Raw genomic sequence first — 15,329 nt, forward strand, 5'->3', positions numbered from 1 at the left:
GGCGGGGGCTAGGGCGCGCCGCACACCTCGCAATCGGGATGACGCGGTAGCCGCATTTCCCGCAGTTGCAGCGTCATCGCATCCAACATTAGAAGTTTACCCGAGGGCGATTGCCCGTAATCGGTTAGCACCTTGATGGCTTCCATCGCCTATAGCGCGCCGATGATCCCCACCAGCGGCCCCATCACCCCCGCTTCGGCGCAGGTCAGGCTTTCGGCGCCGAATAACCGGCTCAGACAGCGATAGCAGGGTTCATCCGGCCGATAGCGAAAGACGCTGATTTGCCCCTCCATTCGGATCGCCGCGCCGGAAATGAGCGGCAGGCGTTGCGGATAACAGCAGCGGTTGAGCTGTTCGCGCGCCGCAACATTATCGGTGCAATCCAGCGCGATATCGCATTCGGCCAGTGGCGCGGACAGCCCGTCATCGTCCAGCACGTCGTCCACCGTGGTCAGCGTGACGTGCGGATTGACCGCCGCGCTGCCCAGCCCGCCCAGGCTGGCAATCAGCGCACAGCTGGCTTTTAACCGTTCCTGACCGGCGAAATCGAAGCCGCGCAGCATTATCTGGCGATTATAGCGCAGCATTTCCTGATGACTCAATTCCTCCGCCACGCTGCCTCCTTAGCCCTGCAACAAGGCGTTAAGCGGTTCAATCGTCACCCATTCGCCGGCGGCGACGTCGCCGCGCGCCTGCTCCAGCACGATAAAGCAATTGGCGCTGGCGAAAGAGCTAAAGACATGGGATCCCTGCGGCCCGGTGGTTTCGACCGTGAGCTCGCAGGTGTCGTCGAGGCGGTAGCGGCCGCGCTGGAAATCCAGGCGGCCGGGGGTTTTACCGAGCGGCGTGAGCGCGCGCGCAGGCGCGGCGGCGTGCGCCAGTCCCGACGGCCCCCCCCCCCCCAAGACGGGCAATGAGCGACTGCACCAACTGATAAAACGTGATCGCTGCCGATACCGGATTGCCCGGCAGGCCGCAAAACCAGGCCTGGCCCAGGCGTCCAAAGGCAAAGGGTTTACCGGGCTTCATCGCCAGTTTCCAGAAATGAATTTGCCCCAACTCTTCCAGCATGGTTTTGGTATAGTCCGCTTCGCCGACCGACACGCCGCCGCTGGTGATGAGGAGGTCCGCCCGGCTGTCCGCTTGGCGAAACGCTTCGCGCAAGGCGGCGGCGTCATCGGCGATAACGCCCAAATCGATAACCTCGCAGCCCAGTTGTGTGAGCATCAGCCTGATGGCGAAGCGATTGGTATCGTGGATCTCGCCGGCGGCCAGCGGCGCGCCGATAGGCCGCAATTCGTCGGCGGTGGAAAACAGGGCCACGCGCAGGCGGCGGCAAACGCGCACCGAGGCAATGCCCAGGGATGCGAGCAGCGGCAGCTCCGCCACCTGCAACAGCCAGCCCGCCGGCAACACCTCATCTCCCTGGCGAATATCATCGCCCACCCGGCGAATATGCTCGCCGGTGGCCGGGGCAACGCTAAACCGTACGCCCTGTTCATCGACCTGGGCATATTCCTGCATGATCACCGCCTCGGCGCCCGCCGGGGTGGGGGCGCCGGTCATGATGCGCAGCGCGCTGCCCGCAGGCCATTGGCCGGTGAAGGGGACGCCCGCCAGCGCCCGGCAGGAGAGCGCCCGGCGTAAGGTCTGCCAGCCTGACGGCATAGCCATCCAGCGCGGCGTTATCGAACGGCGGGACGTTGACCGGCGACACGATTAGCTCGGCGCTGATACGGCCGCAGGCATTGGTTAACGGCACATTTTCGGTGTCGGCCACAGTGACGGGGTCTACGGCGTCGAGCATAGTGGCCAACGCCTGCTCAAGCGTCAGCAGAGAAGAAGAGGGGGTAACCATGACAACTCCTGTAGGCGGCGAGTATTCCTCGCTAGCCGCCGGGTTTTAAGCTGCCCCTATTATGGCAGAGAACTCGATACCAGAGAACCGAGCCAGCGATGCTGCGCTCAGGCTCAGGTCGTGATGCCCGGCGCGCTGGCAGAGCATCGCGCTCTGAAACAATATCACCTCAGTGATTAATATCACGTATTTCTACTTTACAGCAGCCAAGCGCGTCCATATAGTCAAAATCGATAACATGTTAACGTTTAGCCTAACACTTAATAGCCTGAACCGTTATTGTCCGCGGCCCGTGCCGGAACCCTGGCAGGGCGAGCCCATCATTACGTATCGACAGGGTAACCGTTGCAATGAGCAAAGCAGTGATAGCACTCCACGGTGGCGCCGGCGCACTGTCGCGTCAGACGATGAGCGCTGAAAAAGAACGCGACTACCGCCGGGCGCTTGACGCTATCACCCGCAGCGGCCAAGCGATCCTGGCCGACGGCGGTAGCGCTCTGGACGCCGTTACGGAAGCGGTACGGTTGCTTGAGGAGTGCCCGTTGTTCAACGCCGGCATCGGGGCGGTGTTCACCCATCAGGGCGCCTACGAACTCGACGCCAGCATCATGGACGGCCGCAGCCGCGCGGCGGGCGCCGTCTGCGGGGTCAGGCATATTCGCAATCCCATCTTGGCCGCGCGGGCGGTCATGGAGTACAGCCCCCATGTCATGTTTACCGGCGAGGGCGCGGAACAGTCCGCGTTCAACCGGGGGTTGGCGCGCGTGGAGAACGACTTTTTCTCGACGCCTGAAAGGTATCAGCAACTCCAGCGCGCCCTGGCCGCGGACAGCGGGGCGCTGCTTGATCACGACGGGGCGGCCGCCTCGACGGACCCTATCGACCCGGACCGGAAATTGGGTACCGTCGGGGCCGTGGCCTGCGATAGCCAGGGTAATCTGGCAGCCGCCACCTCCACCGCCGGAATGACCAATAAGCAGGCGGGGCGGGTCGGAGATTCGCCGATCATTGGCGCCGGCTGTTATGTCGATAACGCCACCGTTGCCGTCTCCTGCACCGGCAGCGGCGAAATGTTTATCCGCACCGCCGCGGCGAATGAAGTGGCGGCGCTGGTGGCCTATGCCGGCTTGACGCGGGAGCAGGCGGCCGCGCGGGTAATATTTGATCAAATCTTGCCCTTGGGCGGGTCGGGCGGGCTTATTGCGGTGGACGTCGCCGGTCATGTGGCGCTGCCGTTCAGCAGCGAAGGCATGTATCGCGCGGTCGGCTATGTGGGCCAGGCGCCGGACGTGGGGATTTACCGCTGATGGCGCCGTCAGATGCCGCCGCGACGTTCGCCGCCGACAACGGCGCCCTGGCGCTGCCGGAGGACCGGGTATTATCGGTGCGCAATCTCAGCGTCCAGTTCCAGCGGGAAGGACGGCGTATCGAAGCGGTGCGTAACCTCTATTTCGACGTCAACCGCGGTGAGACGCTGGCTATCGTCGGCGAGTCGGGGTCGGGGAAATCCGTCACGTCGCTGTCGGTCATGCGTTTGGAGGAGCTCGGTGGCGGGCGCATCGAGGGCGGTACGCTGCTGTTCCGCCGGCGCTCGGGGCAGCTGGTGGATCTGCGCCGCGCCTCTGCGCCGACGTTGCGCTCGCTGCGCGGCGCGGATATGGTGATGATTTTCCAAGAGCCGATGACCTCGTTGAATCTGGTGTTCCCGGTCGGGGAACAAATAGCGGAATCCCTACGTATGCACCAGAGCAAGGATCATCGCAGCGCCAGACAAGAAGCCCTGCATATGCTGGATTTGGTGCGGATCCCCGAAGCGCGCAATATTCTCGATCGCTACCCGCATCAGCTTTCGGGTGGGATGCGCCAGCGGGTGATGATTGCCATGGCGCTGTCGTGCCGGCCGGCGCTGCTTATTGCCGATGAGCCCACGACCGCGCTGGATGTCACCATTCAGGCGCAAATCCTGCAATTGATTCGGCTGCTGCTGTAGGAGATGCGCATGGGGGTGATGTTTATTACCCACGATATGGGCGTGGTGGCGGAAATGGCGGATCGGGTGCTGGTGATGTATCAGGGCAATGACGTGGAATCCGCCGCGGCCAGCGAAGTGTTTCACCGGCCGCGCCATCCCTATACGCAGGCGCTGCTGGCCGCCGTGCCGCGGCTGGGTTCGATGGCGGACAGCGATTTCCCGGCGAAATTCCCGCTCCTGCGCGCGGCCACCGCCGTGGCCGTCTGTTCCCGCTAAGGCGCCCGTTGACGCCGCGGCGCACTCCCTTTGGCCGCAGGATACGGTGCGCACCGACGGCGGTCCGACACTGGAGGTGCGCAATCTGGTCACGCGCTTCGATATCCGCGGCGGTATCTTTAACCGCATCCAGCGCCGGGTACACGCGGTGGAAAAGGTCAGCTTTTCCCTCTATCCCGGCGAGACGCTGGGGCTGGTGGGAGCATCCGGCTGCGGTAAATCCACCACCGGCCGCGCGCTATTGCGTCTGGTGGAAAGCCAGGGCGGCGATATCGTGTTTGACGGCCAGTCCATCAACCGCCTGCACGGTAACGCGTTGCAGCATTTGCGGCGCAATATTCAGTTTATTTTCCAAGATCCCTACGCATCACTGGATCCGCGCTTCACGGTAGGCTATTCCATTATGGAGCCGCTGCTGGTACACGGCGTGGCGCAGGGCAAGCAGGCCGAGCTGCGCGTCGCGGCGCTGCTTGAACGTGTCGGCCTGTTGCCTGAGCACGCTGCGCGCTATCCCCACAAATTCTCCGGGGGACAGCGGCAGCGGATTTGTATTGCTCGCGCGCTGGCCCTTAATCCCAAGGTGGTGATTGCCGACGAATCGGTGTCGGCGCTGGATGTCTCCATCCAGGCCCAGATAGTCAATCTGATGCTGGATCTGCAGCGGGAATACGGCATCGCGTTTTTATTTATTTCCCACGATATGGCGGTGGTGGAGTGGGTCAGCCACCGGGTGGCAGTGATGTATTTGGGGCAGATCGTGGAAATCGGTTCGCGCCGGCAGGTCTTCGAGCATCCCAGCCATCCCTATACCCGCAAATTGATGTCCGCGGTACCGGTGGCCGATCCCGACCGCTGTCTCCGCGATCGCGTGTTACAGGCAGACGAAATCCCCAGCCCCATCCGGGCGCTGGATGATGAACCGGTGGTTGCGCCGCTCGAACGGGTGGGCGAGGGACATTATGTCGCCCGCCACGCGATAGGAGGTGCTTACTGACAGATCTTTTCAAGGAGAGAGTAGCGAATGATGCAGCAACATGGTAAGCGTAACTGGCTGATGGCCACGGCGGTGTTAACCACGCTGGTCGCTGCGCCGGCCTGGGCGCCAAAGATGTCGTCGTGGCGGTGAACTCTAATTTCACCACCCTGGATCCCTATGACGCCAACGACACGCTGTCGCAGGCGGTGGCCAAATCGTTTTATCAGGGATTGTTCGACTTCGATAGAGATATGAAGCGGCAAAATGTCCTGGCGGAGAGTTATACCGCCAGCGATGACGGCCTGACCTACACCTTCAAGCTGCGCCAAGGAGTGAAATTCCAGGACGGCACCGATTTCAACGCCGAAGCGGTGAAAGTGAACCTGGATCGCGCCAGCAACCCGGATAACCATCTCAAGCGCTATAACCTAACCTGTTTAAAATGATCGCCAAGACCGAGGTCATTGATCCCTATCAGGTTAAAGTCACCCTGAAAACCCCGTTCTCGGCCTTCATCAATAACCTGGCACACCCGGCGGCGGCCATGATCTCTCCTGCGGCGCTGAAACAATACGGCAAAGAGATCGGTTTCCACCCGGTCGGTACCGGTCCCTATCGGTTCGATACCTGGAATCAAACCGATTTCGTCAAAGTCACGCGCTTCGACGGCTACTGGCAGCAGGGGGAAAACAAGCTAGACAGCATCACTTGGCGCCCGGTGGTGGATAACAACACGCGCGCGGCCATGTTGGCGACCGGCGAAGCGACCTTCGCGTATCCGATTCCCTATGAGCAGGCCAAGGTACTGGACGATAATAGCAAGGTGGAGCTTATCTCCGCGCCGTCGATTGTGCAGCGCTATATCAGCCTCAACGTCACGCAAAAGCCGTTTGATAACGTCAAAGTGCGCCTGGCGTTAAACTACGCCATCAATAAAGACGCGCTGATTAAAGTGGCGTTCTCCGGCTACGCCACGCCGGCGCAGGGGCCGGTGCCGAAAAGCATTGATTTCTCGACGCAATACCAGCCCTGGCCTTATGACGTGGCCAAGGCGCGCGCGTTACTGAAAGAAGCCGGCTATCCCAACGGTTTCTCCACCACGCTGTGGTCTTACAACAGCAGCAGCACCAGCCAGAAAGTGTTGCAGTTCGTGCAACAGCAGTTGAATCAGGTGGGGGTGAAAACCACGGTAACGGCGATGGACGCCGGCCAACGCGTGGCGCAGGTGGAGAGCAAGGGCGTGAAAGAGACCGGCGTGCGGATGTTCTACTCCGGCTGGTCCGCGTCCACCGGCGAGGCGGATTGGGCCATTTCACCGCTGTTCGCCAGCCAGTCGGCGCCGTCGGCGTTATTCAACACCGCGTTTTACAGCAGTCCTAAAGTGGATCAGAATTTGGCCGCCGCGCTGAAAACCACCTCGCGCGAGGAAAAATCCCGGCTGTATAAAGACGCGCAGGATACCCTCTGGGCCGACGCCCCCTGGATTTTCCTGGCGGCCGAAAAGCTGGGGTATGCGCGCAATAAAAACCTGAGCGACTTCTATGTGATGCCGGACGGCTCCTTCGAGTTCTCGCACGCCGATATGAAATAACCCAGGCCGTTATGCTGAATTATTTCATCAAGCGATTGTTAGGGCTCATCCCGACGCTGCTGATTGTGGCGGTGCTGGTGTTCGGGTTTGTCCATCTGTTGCCGGGCGATCTCGCCCGGCTGGCGGCGGGGCCGGAAGCGGATGCGTCGGTGGTGGCTCTGGTGCGCCACGATCTCGGGCTGGATCAACCGCTGCCGACGCAGTTCTGGCGCTTTCTCACCCATGCGGTGCGGGGCGATTTTGGTACCTCGATGGTTTCCAAGCGGCCGGTAAGCAGCGAGATAAGCAGCCGGTTTATGCCCACGCTGTGGCTGACCGTGACCAGTATGGTCTGGTCGGTTATCTTCGGCATGCCGCTGGGCATTCTGTCCGCGGTGTGGCGCAACCGTTGGCCCGATCGATTAGGGATGACGCTTGCGGTATCGGGTATCTCCTTTCCCGCTTTCGCGCTCGGCATGCTATTGATGCAAATTTTCTCGGTGCAGCTGGGCTGGCTACCCACGGTCGGGGCGGACTCGCTGCGCCACTATATCCTGCCGTCGATTACCCTTGGCGCGGCGGTGGCGTCGATTATGGCGTGTTTTACCCGTGCTTCGTTTATCGAGGTGATGCAAGAAGATTATATGCGCACCGCCCGTGCCAAAGGGGTGCGCGAAAGTCTGGTGGTGGTTAAGCACGGCCTGTGCAACGCCATGATCCCGGTGGTGACCATGATGGGTTTACAATTCGGGTTCCTGCTGGGGGGATCGATCGTGGTGGAGGCAGTATTTAACTGGCCCGGCCTGGGTCGTCTGCTGGTGGATTCGGTCACGCTGCGCGATTATCCGGTTATCCAGGCCGAGGTTCTGTTGTTTTCCCTGGAGTTTATCCTCATCAATCTGATGGTGGACATGCTGTATGCCGCCATTAACCCCTCCATTCGCTACAGGTAACGAAACGTGATGCAATTTTGGCGACGCAACGCCGCGCTGGCGGCGGTGGTGACGGGGATATTCGTGGTGCTGCTGGCGCCCTGGCTGGTGCCGTTTGACGCCGAAAACTACTTTGATTACGACCGCCTGAACGAGGGGCCCTCGGCCGTTCATTGGCTGGGGGTGGATTCGCTGGGACGGGATATTTTTAGCCGGATACTGATGGGCGCCCGCATTTCTTTGGCGGCGGGGGTGTTTTCAGTCATCATCGGTATGGCCGCTGGCACCTTTTTCGGCCTGCTGGCCGGCTATTATGAAGGCGCCTGGGACCGCATCATCATGCGTATCTGCGATGTGCTGTTCGCCTTCCCGGGTATTTTGCTGGCGATTGCGGTGGTGGCTATCATGGGCAGCGGCATGTCGAATGTGATTGTCGCGGTGGCCATATTCAGCATCCCGGCTTTCGCCCGTCTGGTGCGCGGCAATACGCTGGTGCTCAAGCACCAGACCTATATCGAATCCGCCCGCAGTATCGGCGTGACGGACACGACCATTCTTCTGCGCCATATTCTGCCGGGCACGCTGTCGTCCATTGTGGTGTTTTTCACGATGCGTATCGGCACGTCGATCATTACCGCCTCCAGCCTGCCCTTCCTGCAGATTCCGACGTATCCGATCAGCTGTTCCGGCGACATCCGATCAGTTATTCCGATATTTTCCGATCACCCATTCCAGTGATATTCGATCACGTGTGCGCTCATCTTCTGACTCGGGTTTAGTCTATTTTTCCTGTGCTGGCTACTCCTTGCTCTTTGCGTAGTGATTCGCCTTTAAATTCCAGTCTATAGCTGGGATGTACTAACCGATCGAGTAACGCGTCAGCTGTCGTGGGGTTTTCTATCAGTCCATACCATTTTTTCACCGGCAGTTGACTGATCAGGATGCTGCTGCTTTTGTCGTAGCGATCTTCCATCACCTCCAACAGCATCGTTGCCTGCATCGGACTTATTGATTCTAGGCCCACGTCGTCCAAGATCAGTAACTCTATTTTTTCTAACTGCTTAAGCTGTTTTAGATAGGTCCCGTCTACCTGACACTGGTGAAGATGGGCCAGCAACCGACCCACTCGCCAGTAACGCACGCTATATTGCTGCCGGCATGCCTGCTCACCAAGCGCACAACTGAGCCAGGTTTTGCCCGTACCTGTCGGCCCCGTGATGAGGATGCTTTTCTGATATTTCAGATATTGTCCCCCTAGCAGATCTCGCATCTGTTCCGGTGTCACTCCTCGGCTAGGGATATAGCGGATATCTTCCGGTTTTGCCTGCAAGCGCATTTGCGATTGCCGTCGCAGACAGTATATGTGGTTGTTTTTACTATGCAAATTTTCCGATTCTACCATCAGCGACAACCGCTCCTCGAACCCCAGCTCCCCATAACTCCCCGGGAGTTCGCGTTGCGTCTCCAACGCCTGGACCATTGCCGACAACTTCAGCTCTCGCAGAGCCATTAACAGTGTATCCATATTTATTCTCCTTAGTGATAACTGTCCGGACCTCGGAGGTTTTCGTGAACCAGCATTGATACGCCGGCTCCGTCCTGGGTGACCTCACTTTCACGACCGTGTTTCAATACGTTGGCTATGAAAGAGCGGTTAATGCATCCTTTCTCCAACGCCAGCGCGCAGGCCTTCTCCAGTCGCGTCGTCTCATAGCGCCGTTGCAGATTGAGTAGCCCCAGCACGGAGCGGTAAGCCTGCTCCGGATGGGCTTTGCTCTTTTGGATGGACTCGACCACTTTCAGTGTGCACACACCCACCGACAGCGCCCAACTGCACAGCCTTTCCGGCGTCCACTGACTCTGCCCCTTATGGTTAGCCGGCATGTGCGCCGCCTGAGTCGTGTGCCTATAGGCGTTATCGCTGCGAGGGTGCGTAGCCACGCAGACGCCCTTATGGTGGATTTGCACCAGCCGTTGGGTGGCGATGACGTCAACGCGCTCGCCAACCAGCGGATGCGGCACCGAGTACCAGTTTTTGCCGTAGTCTATGTGGTAATCAGGTCCCACTCGGGCAACGAGATACTCACTGTATTCCCATTGTGTGGGCGGTAGAGGCCCAAGAGCCGGTTTGTCCAGCTGCTCGAAGCGTTCAAGGCGACTTTGTTCGCCGTAATGACGCATCGGGCGCAGATTCAACTCATGATTGAGTTCTCGTATCACCTGGTTGAGTTCGGCCAGCGAGTAGAACCTACGTTTACGCAACCGGGCCAAAACCCAGCGTTCTACCCTACCAGCTGCACAGTTGATTCTGCCTTCGCCTTGTCTTTCGGTTTTCTCGGGCGCGCCGGTAGCACCACTGTCTCATAGTGATTTGCCAGCGCCTGGTAGCTCTGGTTTATGACCGGCTCATAGCGGTCAGGGGTGCTGACAGCGCTGCGCAGATTATCAGGTATCATCAGCTCCGGAACCCCACCCATGAAGTGCAGGCAGCGGCTATTGGCGTTGAGCCACGATGCCATGTCCTGGCCTTCGCAGGCTTCGATATACGCATAGCCTGACACGCCCATGGCAGCGACGAAGATAGCGACCTGGCGTACGCTACCGGTCGCAGGGTTGACGATAGGTACGGTGGGGCCACAGAAGTCGATGAAGAGCTTTTCGCCAGCCTTGTGCTCCATGCGCATGGAACGCCGCTGCTTCTTTTTCCAGTCACGGAACAGTGCACAAAACTGTGAGTAACCGAGGGCATCACCGCCCACGGCGGACTGATATTCCATCCAGAGCAGCTGCTTGGTCATGCCCTTGCGGCTTAACTCGGTATAGATATCAAGCCAGCTGGGTAAAGTATTGATAACTTTTCCGGATTTGCCGGGATAGAGCAGGCGGTCGAGGTCGACGGGGGACAGTTCCGCCGGCAATGGCCAGACCAGGTTAGCTACCGTGAATCGGCCGAGGATATCGTGCACGGTAGTACAGCCTATGCCGAGCGCTGCTGCGATAGTGCGATTCGAGCGACGCTGCTCGAATTTCATACGTAAGACATTAATATAGATGCACATTTTCGTTCTCGCTTTCTTCTTTTTACGTGCCATGCCCCCGGAAGCTAAAAGTCTCCAGAGTATGGCGGAACAGAAGATGAGCGATCGGACAGAATCGGAATCGCTGATCGGGCGACCGGAATCAGTGATCGGATGAAATCAGAATTAGTGATCGGGTGAAATCGGAATCAGTGATCGGATGTGACCGGAACCAGCACTTCCTCAGCCTCGGGGCACAGCCGCCGACGCCGGAGTGGGGCGCGATGCTTAATGAAGCGCGGGCCGATATGGTCGTTGCGCCCCATGTCGCGCTATTTCCCAGTCTGGCGATATTTCTGACCGTCCTGGCGTTTAATCTGCTGGGGGATGGTTTACGCGATGCGCTGGACTCGCGGCTAAAGGGCTGAGGGACCGCGCGATGACCGCGCCGGCGTCACCCGGCGCGACGCGGGTTATTTGCCGTCCCAGGCATCAATGCGCTCGGCGCGGATTTTCAGCTTCTGCTCATCGCTGGCGGGCCAATAATCCTTCGACAACCCGCCTTCCCAATCGCCGTAACTCGGGTTAGGCAGCACAATGTATTTACGGCCGAAATCGCCCTGATGGCGGTTGACGAAATCCCGACGTTTGCTATTAAGCCGGTGATACGGCTCGCCGCTGAAATCGTTCAGATTGTCCCCGACATAGACGACAATGTCGTAGCCCTGCTGTTCCACCTCGTGGAAGCGGGCGGTTTTGTCGGAACTGCCGCCGGTGGGTTTTAGCAGCAGACTTTGCGGCGTCACGTCGGCAAAGCCCAGTGCTTTCAGATTATCCACGGTGGCGGCGAAATCCGCTTGCGCGCGGTTGGAGACGTAAAACATGCGTCCGCCATGCTGGGCCACGAATTGGGAAAAGGCCACGGCGCCCGGCATGGCTTTGGCTTCGCGCGCCTGGGTCCATTGACTCCAGGTTTTCTCGCTAAACGGTTGCGCGTGTTTAATCTGCCAACCGGCATAAGCGCTGTTGTCGATCATGGTTTCATCCAAATCCACCACCACGGCTTTCTTCATCCACGGCCGCGCCTTGGCTTGTAAAAACGACGTTTGGGCGCTGTTAAACGCTTGATAGGCGAGCGCGCTGATTTCGCCGGATTGCTGCATCCAGTTCACCGCCATGACCGTTTGACTGGTCAATTGCGCCTGGGCCGTCGACGCCGTCGCGGCGGGTGGCTGCCGCGGGGCGCAGCCGCTTATTAGGCAGCCAAGGGCGAGTAGGGCGATACCGCGGGTTAACCTCTGCATTGTCACTCCTGTTGCTTTCCCAACATCATCCACCGCCGCTGCGGGAAGGGTCGCGCCGGCGCAAATAAGCGCATTGTGCAATAAAATCCTTAAATAATTAATAACACGCTAGTTATTAATCACAAATAGTAAAGCCCGCAACGATGGAAAGTCCAGTGTCAGTAAATGTAAAGCCGCCGTTTCGTTGTCGCGGATCCGACGCAACATTTCTACGCTTAACACATCATGTCACCGAGAGAATTCATCATGCGAGGGTTGCTCGTTTTGTTATTTGCCACCGGCCTGCTGGGATTGCCCCTGGCGGCCAACGCCGCCCGCACCCAGGTCACGGAAGTGCTCGGCGGTTTGGAACACCCTTGGTCTTTGGCGTTTCTAAACGATGCCGGCGGGATTCTTATCACCGAACGACCGGGCCGGCTGCGCTATTGGCAGCCCGGTGCGTCGCTGTCGCCTCCGATTAGCGGCGTGCCGGCGGTGTATGCCCACGGGCAGGGAGGGCTGTTCGACGTCCTGCCCGCGCCGGATTTCGCCCAATCCCGGCGGATTTACCTCAGCTTCGCCGAGCAGGGCAAACAGGATGCGGGCACCGCGGTCGGCTATGGTCGTCTGTCGGAAGACAACCGCCATCTCGCCGATTTCAACATCATCTTCCGCCAGGGGCCGAAACTGTCCAGCGGCGAGCATTTCGGCGGCCGGCTGGCGTTTGATCGCCAAGGCATGCTCTATATCAGCTTGGGGGAAAACAATCGCCGCCCTACCGCTCAGTCCCTCAGCAAGCATCAGGGCAAAGTAGTGCGCCTGCACGCCAACGGCGAGGTGCCGGAGGACAATCCCTTTGTGCATCAGGAAAACGCGTGGCCGGAAATCTGGACCTACGACCACCACAACCCGCAGGGGCTGGCCATGAATCCCTGGACCGGCGATATGTGGGAGAATGAACACGGCCCGCGCGACGGAGACGAAATAAACATCCTGCATAAAGGCGCCAATTACGGCTGGCCGATCGCCACTTATGGCATCAATTATTCCGGGTTGAAGATCCCCGAGGCGCGCGGCGGCATCGTCGAGGGGACCGATCAGCCGGTTTGGTTCTGGCAACATTCACCGGCGGTAAGCGGAATGGCGTTTTATCAAAGCGAGCGCTTTCCCGCCTGGCGCCATTCGCTGTTCATCGGCGCGCTAAAAACCAAGGCGCTGTTGCGCCTAAGCCTGAAGGGAAATGATGTGGTGTCGGAGCAGCGCTTGCTAACGGATCGCGCCGAGCGTATCCGCGATGTCCGCGCCGGCCCCGACGGTTACCTCTATGTGCTGACCGATGATCGCAACGGTAAGCTGTTGCGGGTGGGCCTGGAGGAGGACTAAGCCGCGCGCCGGTTTCAATTGAGCGGCAGCATGACCCGCTGTTGATAGGCCGTTCGCTCGCACAACGTCTGATACCAGGCCTCCAAGCGCGGGCGGGGTTGCCGCTTGATGGCCAGGTTGAACCAATTATAGGCCAGGCATCCGAGAGGAATATCGCCAATGCCGAAAGCGTCGCCGGCGAACCACGGCTGCTTCTCCAGCGCGCCGTCGGCGATGGCGAACAGCTTCTCACAGGCCGCGATACCGCGCTCGATGGCCGCCGCGTCGCGTTGTTTGGCGGGCGTGCGCACCAGGCTGACAAACAGCGGTTGCAGCGCGGGGGCCAGTAAAGAGACCCTGTACACGATTCTGTGTAAATGCCTTTTCTCAGAAGTGACCATCCAGGCGGTCACCGAACTCGATAATAAAGCGGCTCATTGCCATGAGCCAGTCCCTCAAAGGCATTGTCCATTTCTGTGAGGCCGCCTGTATCGCCAGCCACACCACCTTTTTCACTGCGTCGTCGGTCGGGAACACCTTGCGCTTTTTGATGGCATGCCGGATCACGCTGTTTAACGACTCGATGGCGTTGGTCGTGTAGATTACCTTGCGGATGTCCGTTGGGTAGGCAAAGAACGTGGCCAGATTGGCCCAGTTTGCCTGCCAGCTTCGACTTATTTGCGGGTAGCGGATGTCCCAGGCACTGGAGAATGCTTCCAGCGCCTGCAAGCCGGCTTCTTCCGTAGGGGCCTGATAGATAGCTTTCAGGTCGCGGGTGACGGCCTTGTAGTCCTTCCAGGAGACGAACCGCAGGCTGTTGCGCACCATACTGTACGATACACAGCTGGAGCCGCGCCTCCGGATACACCGCGTTAATAGCGTCAGGGAAACCTTTCAGCCCGTCTACGCAGGCGATAAGGATATCGTTCAGGCCGCGGTTTTTCAGCTCTGTCAGCACGTTCAGCCAGAACTTTGCGCCTTCATTTTCGGCCAGCCACATACCTAGCAACTCTTTCTGGCCTTCGATGTTGATGCCCAGCGCCAGGAACACAGATTTGTTGATGATGCGGCTGTCATGCCGGACTTTTAGAACGATACAGTCAAGATAAACAATGGGATAGACTGCATCCAGAGGCCGGTTTTGCCATTCGACAACCTGCTCCATGACCGCATCGGTGACCTTTGAGACCAGCGCCGGCGAGACATCGGCGTCATACAGCTCTTTGAACGCGGCGGCGATCTCGCGGGTGGTCATCCCTTTGGCGTACAACGATAAAATCTGGTTATCCATCCCGGTAATCCGGGTCTGGTTCTTCTTCACCAGTTGCGGTTCAAAGGAACCGTCACGATCGCGCGGAGTACGCAGCGCCAGCGGGCCATCGCCAGTGGTAACGGTTTTTGTGGAATAGCCGTTGCGGGCGTTGGTCCCCGGTTTAGGCTGATTTTATCGTAGCCGAGGTGATGGGTCATTTCGGCATTGAGAGCTGCTTCGACGCTGATTTTTTTCAGCAGCCGATCGAAGTGACTGAGATCTTCAGGGGTTTTGAGATTTTTGGCCAGTTCGTTAGCCAGAGCCTGCAACTGTTTTTCGTCCATAAATTAACCTGTTTTTGATGTTGGATTGAACATATCAAAATCAGGCAAATACACAAATTTCTAAACAGGCTTCAGTAAAGACAGCGTCCAGTCCATCCATTTTTCATTGCGCGCCCGCTCCGCGGCATCGCTGAGCAGCCAGACATCCTGACCGTAGCGAGCGGCGAGGTAGCGTACAATGGTATTGGATTCCCACAGGACCAAATCGTTTTCATCATCCTGCAGACAGGGGACCAGCCCGTTGGGATTCAGCGACAAGAAGGGCGCATCCTGATTCTTACCGTATTGGCCCCCGCCGGAATGAAATTAAACACCAGCTGCAGCTCCGCCGCGCACCAGAGTACCTTTTTGACGTTGACCGAATTTTCACGACCCCAAATCGTTAACATAACGCCTCCACAGCGAAATGATGGTTGTTACGCTTTTACTGTCGGCAATTACGGCGGGTAGGCTGCGTTCAGCGATGCGCCCTGCCCAAGCCGCGGCG

Annotated in this window: 6 protein-coding genes and 9 pseudogenes; 7 read left to right on the forward strand and 8 right to left on the reverse strand. The window is 58.9% G+C overall.

Annotation, left to right across the window (positions count from 1 at the left end; genetic code table 11):
• Nucleotides 1-8: 8 nt before the first annotated feature.
• Together SOPEG_RS02835 and moeA are read right to left on the reverse strand one after the other, a co-directional pair.
• Nucleotides 9-614, reverse strand: a pseudogene (locus SOPEG_RS02835) (ThiF family adenylyltransferase).
• A gap of 9 nt (nt 615-623) precedes the next feature.
• Nucleotides 624-1,858: pseudogene (moeA, locus tag SOPEG_RS02840) on the reverse strand (molybdopterin molybdotransferase MoeA).
• Nucleotides 1,859-2,208: 350 nt separating this feature from the next.
• Between moeA and SOPEG_RS02845 the strand changes: the two are divergent.
• The 5 genes and pseudogenes from SOPEG_RS02845 to SOPEG_RS02865 all read left to right on the forward strand — a co-directional run.
• Nucleotides 2,209-3,165 carry an isoaspartyl peptidase/L-asparaginase family protein gene (locus tag SOPEG_RS02845; protein WP_025244225.1) on the forward strand — a complete coding sequence of 319 codons (957 nt, stop codon included), beginning with the start codon at nt 2,209-2,211 and terminating at the stop codon, nt 3,163-3,165.
• Nucleotides 3,165-5,100, forward strand: a pseudogene (locus SOPEG_RS02850) (dipeptide ABC transporter ATP-binding protein). The gene SOPEG_RS02845 and the pseudogene SOPEG_RS02850 overlap by 1 nt, the downstream one beginning before the upstream one ends.
• 30 nt (nt 5,101-5,130) lie before the next feature.
• Nucleotides 5,131-6,673, forward strand: a pseudogene (gene gsiB, locus SOPEG_RS02855) (glutathione ABC transporter substrate-binding protein GsiB).
• An 11-nt stretch (nt 6,674-6,684) separates the two neighbouring features.
• Nucleotides 6,685-7,605, forward strand: a complete 921-nt coding sequence (gene gsiC, locus SOPEG_RS02860) for a glutathione ABC transporter permease GsiC (protein WP_025244226.1) — start codon at nt 6,685-6,687, stop codon at nt 7,603-7,605.
• 9 nt (nt 7,606-7,614) lie between these two features.
• Nucleotides 7,615-8,259, forward strand: a pseudogene (locus SOPEG_RS02865) (ABC transporter permease subunit); the annotation flags it as partial.
• Nucleotides 8,260-8,359: 100 nt separating this feature from the next.
• On the opposite strand, the gene istB reads toward SOPEG_RS02865, so the two are convergent.
• Both istB and istA read right to left on the reverse strand, forming a co-directional pair.
• Nucleotides 8,360-9,109, reverse strand: coding sequence for an IS21-like element ISSoEn3 family helper ATPase IstB (gene istB, locus SOPEG_RS02870; RefSeq protein ID WP_025244228.1), 750 nt, complete (start codon nt 9,107-9,109; stop codon nt 8,360-8,362).
• A gap of 11 nt (nt 9,110-9,120) precedes the next feature.
• Nucleotides 9,121-10,676: pseudogene (istA, locus tag SOPEG_RS23910) on the reverse strand (IS21-like element ISSoEn3 family transposase).
• 164 nt (nt 10,677-10,840) lie between these two features.
• Here istA and SOPEG_RS02885 point away from each other — a divergent pair.
• Nucleotides 10,841-11,029, forward strand: a pseudogene (locus SOPEG_RS02885) (glutathione ABC transporter permease GsiD); the annotation flags it as partial.
• Nucleotides 11,030-11,074: 45 nt separating this feature from the next.
• On the opposite strand, the gene SOPEG_RS02890 reads toward SOPEG_RS02885, so the two are convergent.
• On the reverse strand, nt 11,075-11,905 hold the full coding sequence (locus SOPEG_RS02890; protein WP_025244230.1) for a 5'-nucleotidase, lipoprotein e(P4) family: 831 nt from the start codon (nt 11,903-11,905) through the stop codon (nt 11,075-11,077).
• A 246-nt stretch (nt 11,906-12,151) separates the two neighbouring features.
• Between SOPEG_RS02890 and SOPEG_RS02895 the strand changes: the two genes are divergently transcribed.
• Nucleotides 12,152-13,267: a PQQ-dependent sugar dehydrogenase gene (locus tag SOPEG_RS02895; protein ID WP_200867854.1), complete on the forward strand. Its 1,116-nt coding sequence runs from the start codon at nt 12,152-12,154 to the stop codon at nt 13,265-13,267.
• Nucleotides 13,268-13,281: 14 nt separating this feature from the next.
• On the opposite strand, the gene SOPEG_RS02900 is transcribed toward SOPEG_RS02895, so the two are convergent.
• The 3 genes and pseudogenes from SOPEG_RS02900 to SOPEG_RS25895 form a co-directional block, all read right to left on the reverse strand.
• Entirely contained in the window at nt 13,282-13,611 is a 330-nt protein-coding gene (locus SOPEG_RS02900; RefSeq protein WP_025244232.1) for a glutathione binding-like protein, read from the reverse strand.
• Nucleotides 13,612-13,633: 22 nt separating this feature from the next.
• Nucleotides 13,634-14,842: pseudogene (locus tag SOPEG_RS02905) on the reverse strand (IS256-like element ISSoEn2 family transposase).
• Between the two features lie 72 nt (nt 14,843-14,914).
• Nucleotides 14,915-15,231, reverse strand: a pseudogene (locus SOPEG_RS25895) (glutathione S-transferase N-terminal domain-containing protein); the annotation flags it as partial.
• Nucleotides 15,232-15,329: the final 98 nt, after the last annotated feature.

Source organism: Candidatus Sodalis pierantonius str. SOPE (assembly GCF_000517405.1).
Taxonomy (GTDB): Bacteria; Pseudomonadota; Gammaproteobacteria; order Enterobacterales; family Enterobacteriaceae; genus Sodalis_C; species Sodalis_C pierantonii.